A 16,389-nucleotide genomic window follows, 5' to 3' on the forward strand; every position below is an offset into this window, starting at 1 on the left:
CTAATTTATAATTCTTAATTTTTAATTATTAATAATATCATGAAAATCATGTATAATAGATTGCCGGTTTATATTGCAGGAACAGCAGCTGTAGTAGCGGCAACTTCATGTTCCGAAGAAAAAAAAGAAAAGGAACAACAGTATAACATTGTATATATAATGACTGACGATCATACATCGCAGATGATGAGCTGTTATGACAATCGTTTTGTGGAAACTCCCAATCTTGACCGTATTGCGGCAGACGGCGTGAAGTTTACAAATAGTTTTGTTGCCAATTCACTCAGTGGACCGAGCCGTGCATGTATGTTTACAGGAAAGCATAGTCATGCTAACGGATTTTATGATAATACAACATGTGTTTTCGACGGTTCACAGCAGACGATGCCAAAATTGCTTCAAAAAGCGGGCTATCAAACTGCAATCATAGGTAAATGGCACCTTGAAAGTCTGCCAACAGGCTTTGACTATTGGGAAATACTTCCCGGACAAGGCGACTACTATAATCCTCGCTTTATAGAAATGAATAACGATACTATTGAGGAGAAAGGTTATCTGACCAATATTATTACTGAAAAGAGTATTAATTGGTTGGAAAATCAAAGAGATAAGAATAAACCTTTCTGTCTGTTTGTTCATCATAAGGCTTGTCATCGCAACTGGTTGCCTGAATTGAAATACCTGTCTCTCTATGAAGACAAGACTTTTGAGATGCCTGATAATTTCTATGATGATTATGAAGGTCGTGAAGCTGCAAAAACTCAGGAAATGAGCATCCTTAAGGATATGGATATCATGTATGATACAAAGATGTATAGAGCCGATAAAGATAGCCGTCTGAAGTCAACGTACGAGGCTATGATTAACAGGCTTGATCCTGAAGACCGTAAGGTTTATGAAGATTTCTATCAGCCTATCATTGATGAGTTCTATAAAAAGAATCCAAAGGGAAAAGAGCTGGCAGAATGGAAATATCAGAGATATATGCGCGATTATGCAAAGGTGCTGAAATCTTTCGATGACAATGTTGGCCAGTTGCTTGATTATCTGGAACAGAAAGGTTTATTGAAGAATACTCTCGTAGTTTATACTTCAGATCAAGGATTCTATATGGGAGAACACGGATGGTTCGACAAACGTTTCATGTACGAAGAATCTATGCGTACTCCACTTGTAATGCGTATCCCGGATGATTTCAAGACTAAAGCAAAAGGAGAAATTCCTCAGATGGTACAGAATATAGACCATGCCGCAACATTCCTTGATTTGGCGGGTGCTGAGATACCGGAAGATATACAAGGTGTATCGCTACTTCCTTTATTGAAAGGTGAGAAACCAGCCGACTGGCGAAAGTCTCTTTACTATCATTTTTATGAATATCCTGCAGAACATATGGTAAAACGCCATTATGGTGTTCGTACGGAGAGATACAAGCTTATTCATTTTTATAATGATATTGATTCCTGGGAACTTTATGATTTACAGGAAGATCCAAAGGAAATGAATAATCTTTACGGTAAGGAAGGTTATGAACAGATAACTGAAGACATGATGAAAGAACTCAGAAAACTTCAGGCTCAGTATAAAGACCCTATTGAAGAGAAACTTAAAGAGAAATTATAAATTTGTATAATCAGGAAGTGACATTGCCATGAAATTGACTTTGCCACTTCTTTTAAACTTTTTATTACCATGAGAAATCGTTTATTATTTATTCTTGCTACGTTGGCATTTGCTTTTATGTTTGCGGGGCTTAATGCACAGAAACGTTTCGACAGTAAGAAATTGTATTCAGTAAGCTCCGTAAAGTATAAGGGTAAGGTTTGGACTTACGCTGGAGTAGCTCCTAAAATCAAACTTTCTGCAGCCAATGAAGCAGACAAGGCACAACTTTGGTCTATTGCAGACTTGTCCGGCAGTTACAGATTGGTCAATCCGTTTGACAATCTGGCGATACAGGCAGGAGATAACGGCTTTGTCCAGGCTGTAGAGACAAACGGCTCAGACGAAATGCAGCTTTGGCTTATTCAGCCGGAAGGAAAATATGTACGTTTGATTCCATCGAACAAGGCTAATTGGATGGCTGTATGTAAGGACGATGGCAGTGTAGTTATGATGGATGCCGATAAAGCAAAAAATGATGAGGCAGCACTTTTCATAATTACCGAAACAAAGGTTGCAGCACCAGCATCTTCCCAGACTGCTGCACGTGAAAAAGTATATTGGGAAGACGAAACCATGTTTGCTGAAAACAAGGAAAAAGGTCATGCCACTTATACTCCTTATGAAAGCGAGGCAGAGATGGTAGCTGACAGGGAGTTTTATGCTACACCATGGGTTTATGCCAAGAGTAAATCTGTGGAATTGCTTAACGGTGACTGGTTTTTTAATTTTGTATCGCAGCCTTCGGAACGTCCTCTTGATTTCTATAAAGAGGATTATGATGTAAGAAGCTGGGCTACTATCCCTGTTCCGTCAAACTGGGAAATGCACGGATATGACAGACCTATATATTGTAATGTAGAGTATCCTCATTCTAACACTCCTCCTTATATTGATGCCCGCAAAGGTTTCAATGACGGTGGAAAGAATTACGGTATAAATCCGGTCGGATCGTATGTGAGATATTTCGATTTGCCTGATAACTGGAACGGAAAACGTACTTTTATTCAGTTTGGAGGTATATACAGTGCTGCATTGGTTTATTTAAACGGTAAATACGTTGGATACACACAAGGAGCTAATAATGTTGCAGAATTTGATATCACGAAGTTTGTTAGAGAGAAAGACAATAAGCTTGCAGTACAGGTGTTCCGCTGGAGCGACGGTTCTTATCTGGAATGTCAGGATATGTTCCGTATGAGCGGTATTTTCAGAGATGTATTCATTTATTCCACTCCTTTGGTAAGTGTGAGAGATCATTATATAACTTCCGAACTGACTCCTGAATCAGGTTATAAGGATGGAAAGATGAATGTAGAGCTTACTCTTGACAACCGTGACGGAAAGACCGGTGAGAAGGATATAGTGGTAAGACTCTCTGATCCTTCAGGAAAAACTGTTGCAGAAGAGACTATTTCTGTAAGTTTCACAGGAAAGAAACGTACTGATAAGTTGAATGTAAGTTTTAATCTGAAGAATTTGTTGCTTTGGACTGCAGAGACTCCTGATCTCTATACAGTTTCTGTCATACAACGTAACGGAGGTAAGGATGAAATGGCATTCTCTACAAAATATGGATTCCGTGATATAGAAATACGCGGCTCTTTGGTTTATATCAACGGAAAACGTGTTTTCTTCAAGGGAGTGAACAGACACGACACTCATCCGTTGTACGGACGTGCTGTTACTACTGAGTCAATGCTTGAGGATGTGTTGCTGATGAAGAGAAACAATATCAACACAATCCGTACATCGCATTATCCTAATGCTGCCAAGATGTATGCCATGTTCGATTATTACGGACTTTATACTATGGATGAGGCTGACCTTGAAGACCATGCAAATCAGTCGATAAGCGATATGCCTTCGTGGATTCCTGCTTTTGTTGACCGTATTGACCGTATGGTATTGCGCGACCGTAATCATCCTAGTGTGATATTCTGGAGTCTTGGTAATGAGTGTGGAGGCGGTAATAACTTCCAGGCTTGTTATGATGCCGCAAAACGTCTTGACCCACGCCCTGTACATCACGAAAGTACACGCGACGGTAAGGAATACGGTGGAAACAGATTCAGCGACCTTTATTCCAAGATGTATCCTAGTATGGAGTGGATGGATCAGTATGTCAATTCGTTCGACAAACCAATGTTTATCTGCGAGTATGCCCATGCTATGGGTAATGCCATCGGTAACTTGAAAGAGTACTGGGAAAGTATTGAAAGCAGTAGTTCCACTATCGGTGGAGCTATATGGGACTGGGTGGATCAGGCTATATATGAACCTAAAGACATATTGAACGGCACTTATGAAGGACGTCTCCATACGGGATATGATTTCCCTGGTCCTCATCAGGGTAACTTCTGTTCTAACGGTATAGTTCCTGCCACTCGTCATGAGTCGCCTAAGCTGAAGGAAGTTAAGGCTATTTATCAGTATGTTAAGTTTGCTCTTGCAGAAAAGAATGTAAAGAAGAACACAGTATCGGTTAATATAAACAATACATACGATTTCATTACATTGAACGGTTATGAACTGATTTGGGAAACTGTAGAGAACGGAAATATAGTAGGAAAAGACAGTATGCTTCTGCCTGCTATTGCTCCAGATATGTCTCAGGATTTCGCATTGAAACTTTCGGGAACAAACTTGCGTAACGCAGAAAAGAATGGAAGTGAAGTCATGCTGAATCTTTATGTTCGCAATACCAGACCGACAGAATGGTCGGATGCCGGACATTTGGTGGCACAGAAACAGTTCGAACTCTCTTCAAGAAGCATGCTTCCTGCTCTTAGATCGAACAGCAAAGTAGGAAAACTGAATGTCGAAAAGAATGAGAAGGAAATAACAGTGGGCAATGCTTTTGTCTTTGCCGCTTTTGACACTTCTACAGGTCGTATGACAGAGTTGCGTATAAACGGTCTTGATGTGATATACGGAAAACAAGGATTCCTGTATGATAATCATCGTTACATAGAAAACGATCGTGGTCCTTCTGTTACAGACAACGGTCTTGAACCGACAGGAACATGCAACGTGGTAGAGGAGTCTGACGGAAGGGTAGTGGTCACTACAATGCGTGGCGGATCGCTTTGTGATTCTGAAATCATATATACATTCCTTCCTAATGGTATAGTTGATATGGATGTCAAGCTTACTCCTAAGACTAAGGAACTTTATCGTGCCGGATTGGTATGCGCCGTAAATGCAGGCCTTGATAATGTAGATTACTATGCTTACGGACCTTGGGAAAATTATATTGACCGTAAGGATGGATGTATGATAGGACGTTATTCTACTACTGTTGACGAAATGGTGGAAAGATATGTGAAACCGCAGAGTATGGGTAACCGTGAGTCTTTGCGTGAATTGAAGCTGACAGGAAAAGACGGTTGCGGAATATGTATAGAAACTGAAGGTTCAGTTTCATTCTCAGCCTTAAGATATACTGATGCCGATCTTTTGAATGCCAAACATATGTGGGAATTGCAGAAGCGTCCGTATATAGTACTTCATCTTGATGCACAGGTGAGAGGTCTCGGAAACGGAAGTTGCGGACCGACTACTTTGGATACTTATAAGATTGCTCCTATGCCTTTCAGTTATAAATTGAGAATATCATACACAGACTGATAAAATCAGAAAATGCCACAAACTGACAATCGGTTTGTGGCATTTTTATATTAATCACAAGGGTATTTCACTCCCCATTCTTTTCGCAGTGCATCCATCTGATGCATTAGTCTTATAGTTTCCTTGTGTGGCATATAAGGCGATTCTTTCCATCCTTTTTCGATAGCCTCGATGGAAGCTCTTACCTGATATTCAAAACCTGTAATCTGTTCAGGTGCCTTGTATTCAGCTTTCAATTTATAGTCCTTGCCGAAAATTTTTATACATTCAGGATTGTTGATATTTTCTATTACCATGAAACCTTTATCCCCCGAGATAACCCCCATTCTGTCTGTCTGGGCATAAACGGATGATTGCAGAGATGCCATCTTGCCATCGTTATAGAACAGAGTGATATTTTCCTGTCCGTCAACTCCGGTGTCGGTCAGCTGGCATGCTGAATGTACTTCCTTTATATCGCTCCCGAAAGCCATTGCGGCAAAATTCAGAGTATAAACACCTATATCAAGCAGTGCACCTCCTGCAAGTTCAGGCCTGGCAATCCTTTCTTTACCTGCAATTACATATCCAAGATTGGCTGATAGGGTATAAGGCTTTCCGATAACTCCCTCGTCCAGCAGTTCCTTCATTTTCACGGACAATGGCATGTAGCGTGTCCAAATGGCTTCAGTTATGAATACGTTCTTTTCTTCTGCCAGACGTATAAGTTCTTCTGCCTGACGTGCATTGGCGGTAAATGATTTTTCACACAATACAGGCTTGCCGTTCAGAATACACAGGCGTGCATGTTCGTAATGGTGCGAGTGCGGTGTAGCTATATAAACCAGATCGATTTCACTGTAGGCAACCAATTCCTCATAACTACCGTAAGCCTTGCTGAAATTCCATTTTGAGGCAAAAGCTTGTGCCTTTTCAATACTTCTTGATGCTACGGCATAGCTTTCGGTTTCCTGCATTTCATTGATGGTGGCAGCCATCTTCTCGGCTATATGGCCGCAACCGATTATACCTATCTTATATTTTTTCATTATTTATAGATTTAGTTTTTGCAAAGCTATAAAAGTTTGGGAATATTTAGAGACAACGGCATGTCCTTTTTTGTACCTTTGCGGTATGAAAAAGTTCGTCGATGTCATAGTGCCGCTTCCCATTGCAAATACGTTTACATACTCTTTACCTGAGTCGCTTGAGGAACAGGTAGAGACAGGATGTCGTGTAGTAGTTCCTTTCGGAGTCAAGAAGTATTATACTGCCATCGTAGTGAAAATACATTATTCTGCACCTGAGAATTACGAGACAAAAGATATTTCCGAGGTACTTGACAAAACACCTGTAATGCTGGACCGCCAGTTGGCCTTCTGGAAATGGATGGCAGAATATTATCTGTGTACGCTTGGTGATGTCTATAAGGCCGCTCTTCCTTCAGGCTTGAAGCTGGAGAGTGAGACTGTGGTGGAATATAATCCAGATTTTGTGGCAGATGAACCTCTTTCACCTAAGGAACAGCGCATACTTGATATTCTGAGTGTTGACACAGAGCAGTGTATAACACAGATAGAGCGTGCCGGAAATATCAGGAATATACTGCCGGCAATAAAATCGCTGATGGAGAAAGATGCTATCCGTGTGAAGGAAGAACTGAAACGTAACTATAAACCGAAGACAGAAATCCGTGTACGCTTGCAGGACAGCATGCGCGATGAGGCTGTCCTTCAGAAACAGTTTGATTTTCTGGCCCGTGCTCCCAAGCAACTTGCTCTGCTGATGAAGTATATAGAGTTGTCCGGATGGATGCAGGAAGGAAAACTCCTGACTGAAGTCTCAAAGAAGACACTTCTGGAGGCTTCCGGTGCATCATCATCAATTCTGAACGGCCTTATTGACAAACATATTTTCGAAACCTATAACTACGAGATAGGACGTCTTACTGCCGGAAAGACAGAGACAGTTCCTTTGAATCCGCTTAATGAAATTCAGCAAAATGCATTCCGCTCGATTATGTCTTCATTCCATCAGAAAAATATCTGTCTTCTTCATGGAGTTACAGCCAGCGGGAAGACAGAGGTATATATACATCTTATAGAAGAAGTAATCAAGGCAGGAAAGCAGGTGCTTTATCTCCTTCCTGAGATTGCCCTTACCACGCAGATAACCGAACGGTTGAAGAGAATCTTCGGTTCACGTCTTGGAGTATATCATTCAAAATTTCCTGATGCGGAACGTGTGGAGATATGGCAGAAGCAGCTTACTGAAAATGACTATGACGTGATACTCGGTGTACGCTCGTCAGTCTTTCTTCCTTTCCGCAGACTCGGACTGGTGATAGTAGATGAGGAACATGAAACATCGTATAAACAGCAGGATCCGGCTCCACGCTATCATGCCCGTAGTGCGGCAATAATGCTTGCATCACTATATGGTGCTAAAACTCTTCTCGGTACTGCTACACCTAGTATGGAGTCATATTATAATGCTACTCATGGAAAGTATTCTCTGGTAGAAATGAAGGAAAGATACCAGCAGATACAGTTGCCGGAAATAGAGGTCGTTGATATAAAGGAACTGGCGCGTAAAAGGCGTATGTCGGGGCATTTTTCTCCTTTTCTTTTGCAGAAGATGAGAGAAGCACTGGAGAATAAGGAACAGATTATCCTTTTCCAAAACCGTCGCGGTTTTGCGCCTATGATAGAGTGCCGTACTTGCGGATGGGTGCCGAAATGCAAGAACTGTGACGTGAGTCTTACTTATCATAAAGGACTTAATCAGCTGACGTGTCATTATTGCGGATATACATACAGTGTACCCAAGTCATGTCCGGCTTGTGGAGGAGTGGAACTTGTGAACCGCGGCTTCGGAACAGAAAAGGTAGAGGACGATATAAAACAGATATTCCCCGATGCTGCTGTGGCACGTATGGATATGGATACCACCCGCACTCGTACTGCTTATGAAAGGATTATCAACGATTTTCAGGATGGAAAGACAGATATACTTATCGGTACGCAGATGGTTTCCAAGGGACTGGATTTCGACAGAGTGAGTGTAGTAGGTATTCTGAATGCCGATTCCATGCTCAACTATCCCGACTTCCGTTCGTACGAGAGAGCATTCCAGCTTATGGCTCAGGTGTCGGGTAGGGCAGGCCGTAAGAACAAACGCGGTCTGGTGGTACTTCAGACCAAATCGCCTGACATCCCGCTCATACATCAGGTAGTGACCAATGATTACAATGCGCTATATGATGAACAGTGTGCCGAACGAAGTATGTTCCGTTATCCTCCGTTCTACAGATTGATATATGTATATCTCAAGCATCGTAAGGAAGATGTACTGGAACAGGCTGCCGACTGTATGGCGTCCTATCTGAGAAACGGACTAGGTGACAGAATCCTTGGTCCTGACCGTCCTCCGGTGGGAAGAATACAGACACTGTTTATCAAGAAGATAGTAATAAAAGTTGAACAGCAGGCATCAATGTCGAAAATACGCACATACCTCCAGCAGGTGCAGAGGGCTATAATGGAAGATGAGCGTTTCAAGTCGTTGATGGTGTATTATGATGTAGATCCGTATTAGAATTGACAAGGTATCAGTTACAAGAAAACAGTTACAAGGCTTCAGTTACAAGTTAATAGAAAGGTTCTCCATCCAGACGGCAAACCTCGTCAACTTGTCATCTAGTCAACTCGTTACCTAATATTAACAAACAACTAAGAATATGAATATAGAATTAGACGTACATACCCATACCATAGCAAGCGGACATGCCTTCAGTACATTGCAGGAAATGGCACAGGCGGCTGCAGCAAAGGGATTGAAACTATTGGGAATAACAGAACATTCATCCGGTATTCCCGGAACATGTGATCCTATTTATTTCCGAAACCTGCATGTCGTACCAAGACAGATGTACGGTATAGAACTCCTTCTTGGTGCGGAGATAAATATAACCGATTTCGACGGTAATATAGACATGGATGAGTTTTATCTCCGTATGTTGGATATTCGTATTGCGGGAATACACTCGCTATGTTATACCCACGGAACTAAGGAGCAGAACACTCATGGCATGGTTAATGTGATTTCAAATCCATACATCAATATCATAAGTCATCCGGGAGACGGAACCGCAAGTCTTGATTTTGAACCTCTGGTTTTGGCATCGAAAGAACATCACACACTTCTGGAGATAAACAATAGCTCATTGAAACCATGCCGTAACAAGCCGGAGGCAAGAAGCAATAACTTGGAAATTCTGCGATTGTGCAAGAAATACGAAGTTCCGGTCATCCTTGGAAGCGATGCACATATTTCTTTCGATATAGCTGAGTATGGCTATGCCATGCAACTGTTGGCAGAGACGGAATTCCCTGAAGAACTGATAATGAACACTGATGTAGAACGATTTAAACAGTATATAGGAAAATGAAAATACTTTTTGTGTGCCTCGGTAATATATGCCGTTCTGCTACAGCAGACGAAGTTATGCGTACTCTTTTGAGAAAAGAAGGGCTTGATAAGGAAGTAGAAGTTGATTCTGCCGGAACAAGTTCATACCATCGTGGCGAGCTGCCCGACGAGCGTATGCGCATGCACGCAGCACGCAGGGGTTATAGACTTACCCATCTGTCACGTCCGGTATGTACAGATGATTTCTATAATTTCGATCTCATTCTTGGTATGGACGACCGCAATATAGCAAATCTTCGTGATATGGCTCCGGACATTGAATCGGAAAAGAAGATTGGCCGTATGACAGACTATTGCCGTACTAAGGTGGTTGATTATGTTCCAGACCCTTACTATGGCGGGGCACAAGGCTTCGAGAATGTATTGGATATACTGGAAGATGCCTGTCAGGGGTTGTTGGAGGAAATTAAAGGGAAATTGTAATTATATATAATCTCTACTATAAGAGTGTATATTTATAAATAATGATTATATAAAAAGTATTTTCCAATAGGATTTCTTTGTTCTCTTACATAAATAAAATATCAAAATATTATTTGCACATACTCTCATATTTCAGTTCCTTTGCATCATTAGTAAGATAAAAACAATATTATACACCATGAAACAAACATTTGCACCTTTTGCCAAACCGTTGTATGTGATGACAAAACCTGTCGGAGCGGTATGTAATCTGGCTTGCGATTATTGCTATTACCTGGAAAAATCGAATTTATATAAGGACACTTCGAAGCACGTGATGAGTGATGAACTACTTGAGCGCTTCATAAAGGAATATATCGGTTCGCAGACTATGCCTCAAGTGCTTTTCACATGGCATGGCGGAGAAACATTGATGCGTCCGCTAAGTTTCTACAAGAAGGCTGTGGAACTTCAGAAACAGTATGCCGGCGGAAGAACTATTGACAACTGCATTCAGACTAACGGTACATTGCTTACCGATGAGTGGTGTCAGTTCTTCAAGGAAAACAACTGGCTTGTGGGGGTGTCTATAGACGGTCCTCAGGAGTTTCATGATGAATACCGCAGAAACAAGCAGGGGTTGCCTTCATTCGTAAAGGTTATGCGTGGTATTGAGTTGCTTAACAAACATGGAGTGGAATGGAATGCCATGGCTGTGGTGAACGACTATAATGCCGATTATCCGGTGGAGTTCTATAACTTCTTCAAGTCAATAGGCTGCCATTATATCCAGTTCGCACCAATCGTAGAGAGAATATTCAAGCATAGTGACGGTCGCCATCTTGCATCTCCTATGCAGGAAGGAGATAAGCTGGCGGATTTTTCTGTTACACCTGAGCAGTGGGGAAACTTCCTTTGCAGACTTTTTGATGAATGGGTGAAGAACGATGTTGGACAGTACTTCATACAGATATTCGATTCCACACTTGCCAACTGGGTAGGGGAGCAACCGGGCGTATGTTCTATGGCTAAGACATGCGGACATGCCGGAGTGATGGAGTTCAACGGTGATGTCTATTCGTGCGACCATTATGTATTCCCTGAATATAAGTTGGGTAATATCTACCAGAAGACTCTGGTGGAGATGATGTACAGCGAAAGACAGCAGGAGTTCGGACTGATGAAACAGAAATCATTGCCTACACAGTGTAAGGAGTGTGAGTTCCTGTTCGCATGCAATGGTGACTGCCCTAAGAACCGCTTTGCGAAGACAGCAACCGGAGAGCCGGGACTAAACTACCTATGTAAGGGATATTACCAGTTCTTCAAGCATGTGGCTCCTTATATGGACTATATGAAGAAAGAACTGCTTGCACAGCGTGCCCCTGCAAATGTTATGGAGGCAATACGTAATGGAGAAATCGTACAAGAATAGATACAGTGACACGTTCGTGTGACGATCGTTACACGTTCGTGTCACACTTGTTACACGTTCGTGTTACTACCGTCACACGTACGTGTGACTCAAACTATTTCTTTAGTTCCGGATAACTTATTCGGGTGTGATACATTGTTTTCAGCTTTTCTTTGAACACACTCTTTACAGTAGCGATATCCTTGAATGTGATAGGGCATTCCTTGAAGTAGCCTTCCTGTACCTGCGAGTCTATAATCTTATCTACCAAGGCGGAAATACTCTCTTCTGTGTATTCAGGCAAACTTCTTGAAGCCGCTTCCACCGAGTCTGCCATCATAAGTATAGCCTGTTCCTTTGTGAAAGGATTAGGTCCAGGATATTGGAAAACTGTCTTGTCAACTTCCTCGTCAGGATGCTCGTTCTGATACGAAATATAGAAATATTTTGTAAGCCCGTTGCCGTGGTGAGTGCTGATGAATTCCTTTATCACCTTTGGTAGGTTATACTTGTCCGCAAGTTTCAGTCCGTCTGTGATATGGCTTATCACAATCTGTGCACTCTGTTTGTAGTTTAGCTGGTCGTGCGGATTGACTCCAGACTGGTTTTCTGTGAAAAATGCAGGATTCAACATCTTGCCTATGTCATGGTACATTGCTCCTGTACGTACCAATTGGCTGTTAGCACCTATGCGGTTGGCGGCAGCAGCGGTAAGGTTGGCAAGCTGCAGTGAATGTTGGAATGTACCGGGGGCCGTTTCTGACATTTCCCTCATCAGCTTCGTGTTTATGTTCGAAAGTTCTACAAGAGTAACATTCGATGTAAATCCGAAGGTCTTTTCCAGTATGAACAGTAACGGATATGTGAACAGCAGTAGCAGACCGTTTATTATGAAGTTCATATATACATAAGTGCTCAGCTGTGCTATTTCGCTTACGTGTACAAGGTCAAGAGCAAGATATAGCAGTGAGTATGTCAGCGTCACTATCAGTGCACTGTTAAGCAACTGTGAGCGTTGCGACAGTTCCCTCAGACTGTATATCGCCGCCATACCGGCTACGGCCTGCAAAAGAATGAACTCATGCGGTGTTCTCAGTGCTATTGATGTAAGCAATATTGTCACTATATGCGCCATGAATGCCGTGCGCGAGTCGAGGAAAATCTTGATAAGCATAGGTATCATAGCGAACGGTACTATATATACACTTAAGAATGCATGTTCCACCATAACGAATGCTATGACCGGAAATACAGTGATGATACTGAACAGGAGATATAGTTTACCCCTTACTTTATAGAAATCGCAACGGAATATCTCAAGATATACCATAAACAAAGCTATCATTATAGACACAAACAGAATTTGTCCCAATAGCGTGAGTCGTTTTTCCGTTACAGTCTCGCTTCTGCTGTTCCATTCTTTCTGCATGGATTTCAGAATGTCAAACTTCTTCTGGTCTATAATCTCTCCACGGTCGATTATTTTCTGTCCGTTCATGACGAATCCGGTAGCCCATGAAATGTTCGACAGAAGTTCCTGTCTGGCTGTCATGGATTTCTCCGAGTCATAAATAAGGTTTGGAGTGATATAATCGTTCAGATTACATTGCTGCAACAGAATTCTGTTGAAATGTATGGTATCAGAATTTATAAGCTTCTCGTATGCTCCTTTTATGGTGTAAAGTTCGTCAACACTCCTTTGTACAGCCGTATTATGACTGATGGCCTGTATCGTTGTTGCTCCCTCATTTTTGAGCTCTTCAAGGTCTGTAGGCGAGATGACTCCTGTTTCATATATCTCCTTCAGTGTGTTTTCCACATGTCTGCGATAATTGGCATAATCCTTTATTATCATACCTTTCTCGCTATAGTCTTTTTTCAGCTTTGAGATCATTTCTTGCGATGTCTCAGTATTCAGCTGATAATAAGGAGTATAAAACTTCAGGATACTGTCCTGTTCTGCTTTTACCTGTTCTTCTCCTTTATATATCGGGAAATCGAATGAAGCCTGTAGCAAACCATATTTCCACGGTTTGTTCAATTCGAACTGATAGTTGAATTTGCCTTCCTTAGGCATGAAATAGACTATGACGGAAACAGTGACAATGAAGATTGCACATTTGAATAATAGTTCTTTGTATGAGAAAGTATTGTCTTTCAGTGAAGTTTTCATAACCAAAGTATATTTTTGGCTGCAAAATAAGCAAAAAACGGGAAATTTAGATTACTTTTGCAAAACATTTTTAGTTGAAAATCAATATGTCAGAAAGAAAAGTAAGAGTTCGTTTCGCGCCTAGCCCTACAGGTGCGTTGCATATCGGCGGTGTGCGTACTGCCTTGTACAATTATCTCTTTGCCCGTCAGCATGGCGGAGACCTTATTTTCCGTATAGAGGATACTGACTCAAACCGTTTCGTTCCCGGTGCGGAGGAGTATATCATCGAATCGTTCAAATGGTTGGGTATCAAATTCGATGAAGGCGTAAGTTTTGGTGGAAACTACGGACCTTACCGCCAGTCGGAACGTCGTGATATATATAAGAAATATGTTCAGGTTTTGCTTGATAGCGGTAAAGCCTATATTGCTTTCGATACTCCTGAGGAACTTGATGCCAAGAGAAAGGAAATCCCTAACTTCCAGTATGATGCCTCTACACGTCTTTCAATGCGCAACTCATTGTCAATGAGTAAGGAAGAGGTTGATGCACTTATTGCTGAAGGAAAACAGTATGTAGTACGTTTCAAGATAGAACCTAACGAAGATGTACATGTAAATGATATTATCCGTGGTGATGTGGTTATCAATTCGTCTATCCTTGATGATAAAGTGCTGTATAAATCGGCCGACGAGCTTCCTACATACCATCTTGCAAATATCGTTGACGACCACTTGATGGAAGTTACTCACGTAATCCGTGGTGAAGAATGGTTGCCTTCTGCTCCTCTTCATGTACTTCTTTACAGAGCATTCGGTTGGGCAGACACTATGCCTGAGTTCGCTCATTTGCCTTTGCTTCTTAAACCGGACGGAAACGGTAAGTTGAGCAAGCGTGACGGCGACCGCCTTGGTTTCCCTGTATTCCCATTGGAATGGCATGATCCTAAGACAGGTGAAGTGTCTTCCGGTTATCGCGAATCAGGTTATCTTCCTGAAGCTGTTATAAACTTCCTTGCTCTATTGGGCTGGAACCCGGGTAACGATCAGGAAATCATGTCGCTTGACGAATTGGTAAAACTCTTCGATTTGCACCGTTGTAGCAAAGCCGGAGCTAAATTCGACTACGAAAAAGCTCGTTGGTTTAACCATGAGTATATAATAATGAAGGACGACAAGGAACTTGCCGAACTGTTTATGCCTGTGATAAAAGAACATGGTATTGATGTTCCGATGGAAACAGTGGTTACAGTAGTCGGACTGATGAAGGGTCGTGTAAGTTTCGTAAAAGAACTTTGGGACACTTGTAAGTTCTTCTTCGTTGCTCCTGAAGAATACGACGAAAAGACAGTGAAGAAACGCTGGAAAGAAGATTCAGCCAAGTGTATGACTGAACTTGCTGACTTGCTTGAGTCTTTGGATGATTTCTCTCTGACTCATCAGGAAGAAGTCGTTATGAAGTGGATTGAAGATATGGGCTACCATACCGGTAATATTATGAACGCTTTCCGTCTTACATTGGTAGGCGAGGGTAAGGGTCCTCATATGTTCGACATCTCATCTGTTCTTGGAAAAGAAGAAACAGTAAGACGTATGCGCAGGGCTGTTGAAGTTCTGAAGTGATTTTCATAATAATAAAACAAATATGGCATGCTTCGAGGGTGATAAATCCTTGGGGCATGCCATATTTTTGTTTTCGAATGAGATTAAATCTTTCTTATATCCTCTTCTGATAGCCCGGTGACTGTAGATATTGTGCCTAAGTCCATACCAATTTTCTTCATGTTACGGGCAATTTCCATTTGTTTTAGTTTTTCACCTTCTGCTATTCCCTCTGCCCTTCCCTCTGCTCTTCCCTCTGCTCTTCCCTCTGCTCTTCCCTCTGCTCTACCTTCCGCTCTTTCGGTGTTGATATTGTCTCTCAGAATCACGATATTGTCAAGATGTCTGTAGTATGCTTCTTTCTCTACTTTAGTCATATTGTCTATTTTGAGTTTTTCTCTAACCACGTCAAGTCCCGGGGCATTTGCTCCTTCCGGTATTTCGCCTGTATTCAGGTAGTAAATCCATTCTTCTAACGGAGTTTTTGCCACTTTGTTGAAGTCGTTTACTTTCAGGATATAATATTCCGGATAAAGTTGGCTTACTTCATTCACCTTGAATGTCTGTTTTTGGAAGGGACTCAGTTCCAGTACATCGTTAGTATGAATTCCTCTGAATTCAGTCTTTCCATGATAAACAATGTCTTTTCCGTGTCCTAGAGTGAAATAGACAATATTTATACTGTATATTTTTCTTACCTTGTCGTATCCTTCTCCTCTGTTTATGTATTCAGTCACCAGTTTCGATGTACCGAAAAGCATTCTTTGGAAGTAGGCATATTCGTTGTTGTTCTGCACCTCAATCAGGATAAGGTTTCCTTTTGAGTTTTCCGCCAGCATATCCACACGGTTATACTTTTCGAATTCCTCTTCCTGATTGCTTTCGCTCTCCAGCAGGTTCTTTATGGTTATTTTTTCGTTCAGTAGGGTAGTGAGCAGTCCTTCCAGTACCTGAAAGTTAGCCTTGTCCCTAAGCAGGCGTTTCATTGCCCAGTCGAATCTGATATAATTTCCCATAATTACAAAATTTAGGTTTTTGCAAATGTAAGTATAAGA

10 protein-coding genes are annotated in these 16,389 nt (G+C 41.6%); 7 read left to right on the top strand and 3 right to left on the bottom strand.

Annotation, left to right across the window (positions count from 1 at the left end):
• The first annotated feature begins 39 nt into the window (after positions 1-39).
• Both NW213_RS11340 and NW213_RS11345 read left to right on the top strand, forming a co-directional pair.
• Complete coding sequence (locus NW213_RS11340; protein ID WP_258322847.1) at positions 40-1,623, top strand: sulfatase; 1,584 nt, start codon at positions 40-42, stop codon at positions 1,621-1,623.
• A 69-nt stretch (positions 1,624-1,692) separates the two neighbouring features.
• Entirely contained in the window at positions 1,693-5,292 is a 3,600-nt protein-coding gene (locus tag NW213_RS11345) for a glycoside hydrolase family 2 TIM barrel-domain containing protein (RefSeq protein WP_258322848.1), read from the top strand.
• 50 nt (positions 5,293-5,342) lie between these two features.
• On the opposite strand, the gene NW213_RS11350 is transcribed toward NW213_RS11345, so the two are convergent.
• Positions 5,343-6,320: a Gfo/Idh/MocA family protein gene (locus NW213_RS11350; RefSeq protein WP_258322849.1), complete on the bottom strand. Its 978-nt coding sequence runs from the start codon at positions 6,318-6,320 to the stop codon at positions 5,343-5,345.
• An 85-nt stretch (positions 6,321-6,405) separates the two neighbouring features.
• On the opposite strand from NW213_RS11350, the gene priA reads away from it, so the two are divergent.
• The 4 genes from priA to NW213_RS11370 all read left to right on the top strand — a co-directional run bounded on the left by priA (position 6,406) and on the right by NW213_RS11370 (position 11,599).
• Positions 6,406-8,868 carry a primosomal protein N' gene (priA, locus tag NW213_RS11355; RefSeq protein WP_258322850.1) on the top strand — a complete coding sequence of 821 codons (2,463 nt, stop codon included), beginning with the start codon at positions 6,406-6,408 and terminating at the stop codon, positions 8,866-8,868.
• Positions 8,869-9,010: 142 nt separating this feature from the next.
• Positions 9,011-9,721 carry a phosphatase gene (locus NW213_RS11360; protein ID WP_258322851.1) on the top strand — a complete coding sequence of 237 codons (711 nt, stop codon included), beginning with the start codon at positions 9,011-9,013 and terminating at the stop codon, positions 9,719-9,721.
• The gene (locus tag NW213_RS11365; protein ID WP_258322852.1) at positions 9,718-10,185 is read left to right on the top strand and encodes a low molecular weight protein-tyrosine-phosphatase; all 468 of its coding nucleotides are present in this window, start codon (positions 9,718-9,720) and stop codon (positions 10,183-10,185) included. Before NW213_RS11360 ends, NW213_RS11365 begins: the two co-directional genes overlap by 4 nt.
• 178 nt (positions 10,186-10,363) lie before the next feature.
• Positions 10,364-11,599 (top strand): anaerobic sulfatase-maturation protein, encoded by a 1,236-nt coding sequence (locus tag NW213_RS11370; protein WP_258322853.1) that lies wholly within the window; start codon positions 10,364-10,366, stop codon positions 11,597-11,599.
• A gap of 94 nt (positions 11,600-11,693) precedes the next feature.
• Here the strand turns inward: NW213_RS11370 and NW213_RS11375 are convergent, their stop codons facing one another.
• The gene (locus NW213_RS11375; RefSeq protein ID WP_258322854.1) at positions 11,694-13,751 is read right to left on the bottom strand and encodes an HD family phosphohydrolase; all 2,058 of its coding nucleotides are present in this window, start codon (positions 13,749-13,751) and stop codon (positions 11,694-11,696) included.
• 86 nt (positions 13,752-13,837) lie between these two features.
• Here NW213_RS11375 and gltX point away from each other — a divergent pair, with 86 nt between their 5' ends.
• Positions 13,838-15,355: a glutamate--tRNA ligase gene (gene gltX / locus NW213_RS11380; protein WP_154043516.1), complete on the top strand. Its 1,518-nt coding sequence runs from the start codon at positions 13,838-13,840 to the stop codon at positions 15,353-15,355.
• An 83-nt stretch (positions 15,356-15,438) separates the two neighbouring features.
• Here gltX and NW213_RS11385 read toward each other — a convergent pair whose 3' ends face one another.
• Positions 15,439-16,350 carry an Rpn family recombination-promoting nuclease/putative transposase gene (locus NW213_RS11385; protein ID WP_258322855.1) on the bottom strand — a complete coding sequence of 304 codons (912 nt, stop codon included), beginning with the start codon at positions 16,348-16,350 and terminating at the stop codon, positions 15,439-15,441.
• Positions 16,351-16,389 lie beyond the last annotated feature (39 nt).

Origin of the sequence: Bacteroides sp. ET336 (assembly GCF_024733815.1) — a bacterium.
Taxonomy (GTDB): domain Bacteria; phylum Bacteroidota; class Bacteroidia; order Bacteroidales; family Bacteroidaceae; genus Phocaeicola; species Phocaeicola cellulolyticus.

Excerpts from the sequence above, each read along its gene's own strand:
- NW213_RS11365 (WP_258322852.1), top strand. The coding sequence starts at position 9,718 with ATGAAAATACTTTTTGTGTGCCTCGGTAATATATGCCGTTCTGCTACA.
- NW213_RS11345 (WP_258322848.1), top strand. The coding sequence starts at position 1,693 with ATGAGAAATCGTTTATTATTTATTCTTGCTACGTTGGCATTTGCTTTT.
- NW213_RS11370 (WP_258322853.1), top strand. The coding sequence starts at position 10,364 with ATGAAACAAACATTTGCACCTTTTGCCAAACCGTTGTATGTGATGACA.
- priA (WP_258322850.1), top strand. The coding sequence starts at position 6,406 with ATGAAAAAGTTCGTCGATGTCATAGTGCCGCTTCCCATTGCAAATACG.
- NW213_RS11350 (WP_258322849.1), bottom strand. The coding sequence starts at position 6,320 with ATGAAAAAATATAAGATAGGTATAATCGGTTGCGGCCATATAGCCGAG.
- NW213_RS11360 (WP_258322851.1), top strand. The coding sequence starts at position 9,011 with ATGAATATAGAATTAGACGTACATACCCATACCATAGCAAGCGGACAT.
- NW213_RS11375 (WP_258322854.1), bottom strand. The coding sequence starts at position 13,751 with ATGAAAACTTCACTGAAAGACAATACTTTCTCATACAAAGAACTATTA.
- NW213_RS11340 (WP_258322847.1), top strand. The coding sequence starts at position 40 with ATGAAAATCATGTATAATAGATTGCCGGTTTATATTGCAGGAACAGCA.
- gltX (WP_154043516.1), top strand. The coding sequence starts at position 13,838 with ATGTCAGAAAGAAAAGTAAGAGTTCGTTTCGCGCCTAGCCCTACAGGT.
- NW213_RS11385 (WP_258322855.1), bottom strand. The coding sequence starts at position 16,350 with ATGGGAAATTATATCAGATTCGACTGGGCAATGAAACGCCTGCTTAGG.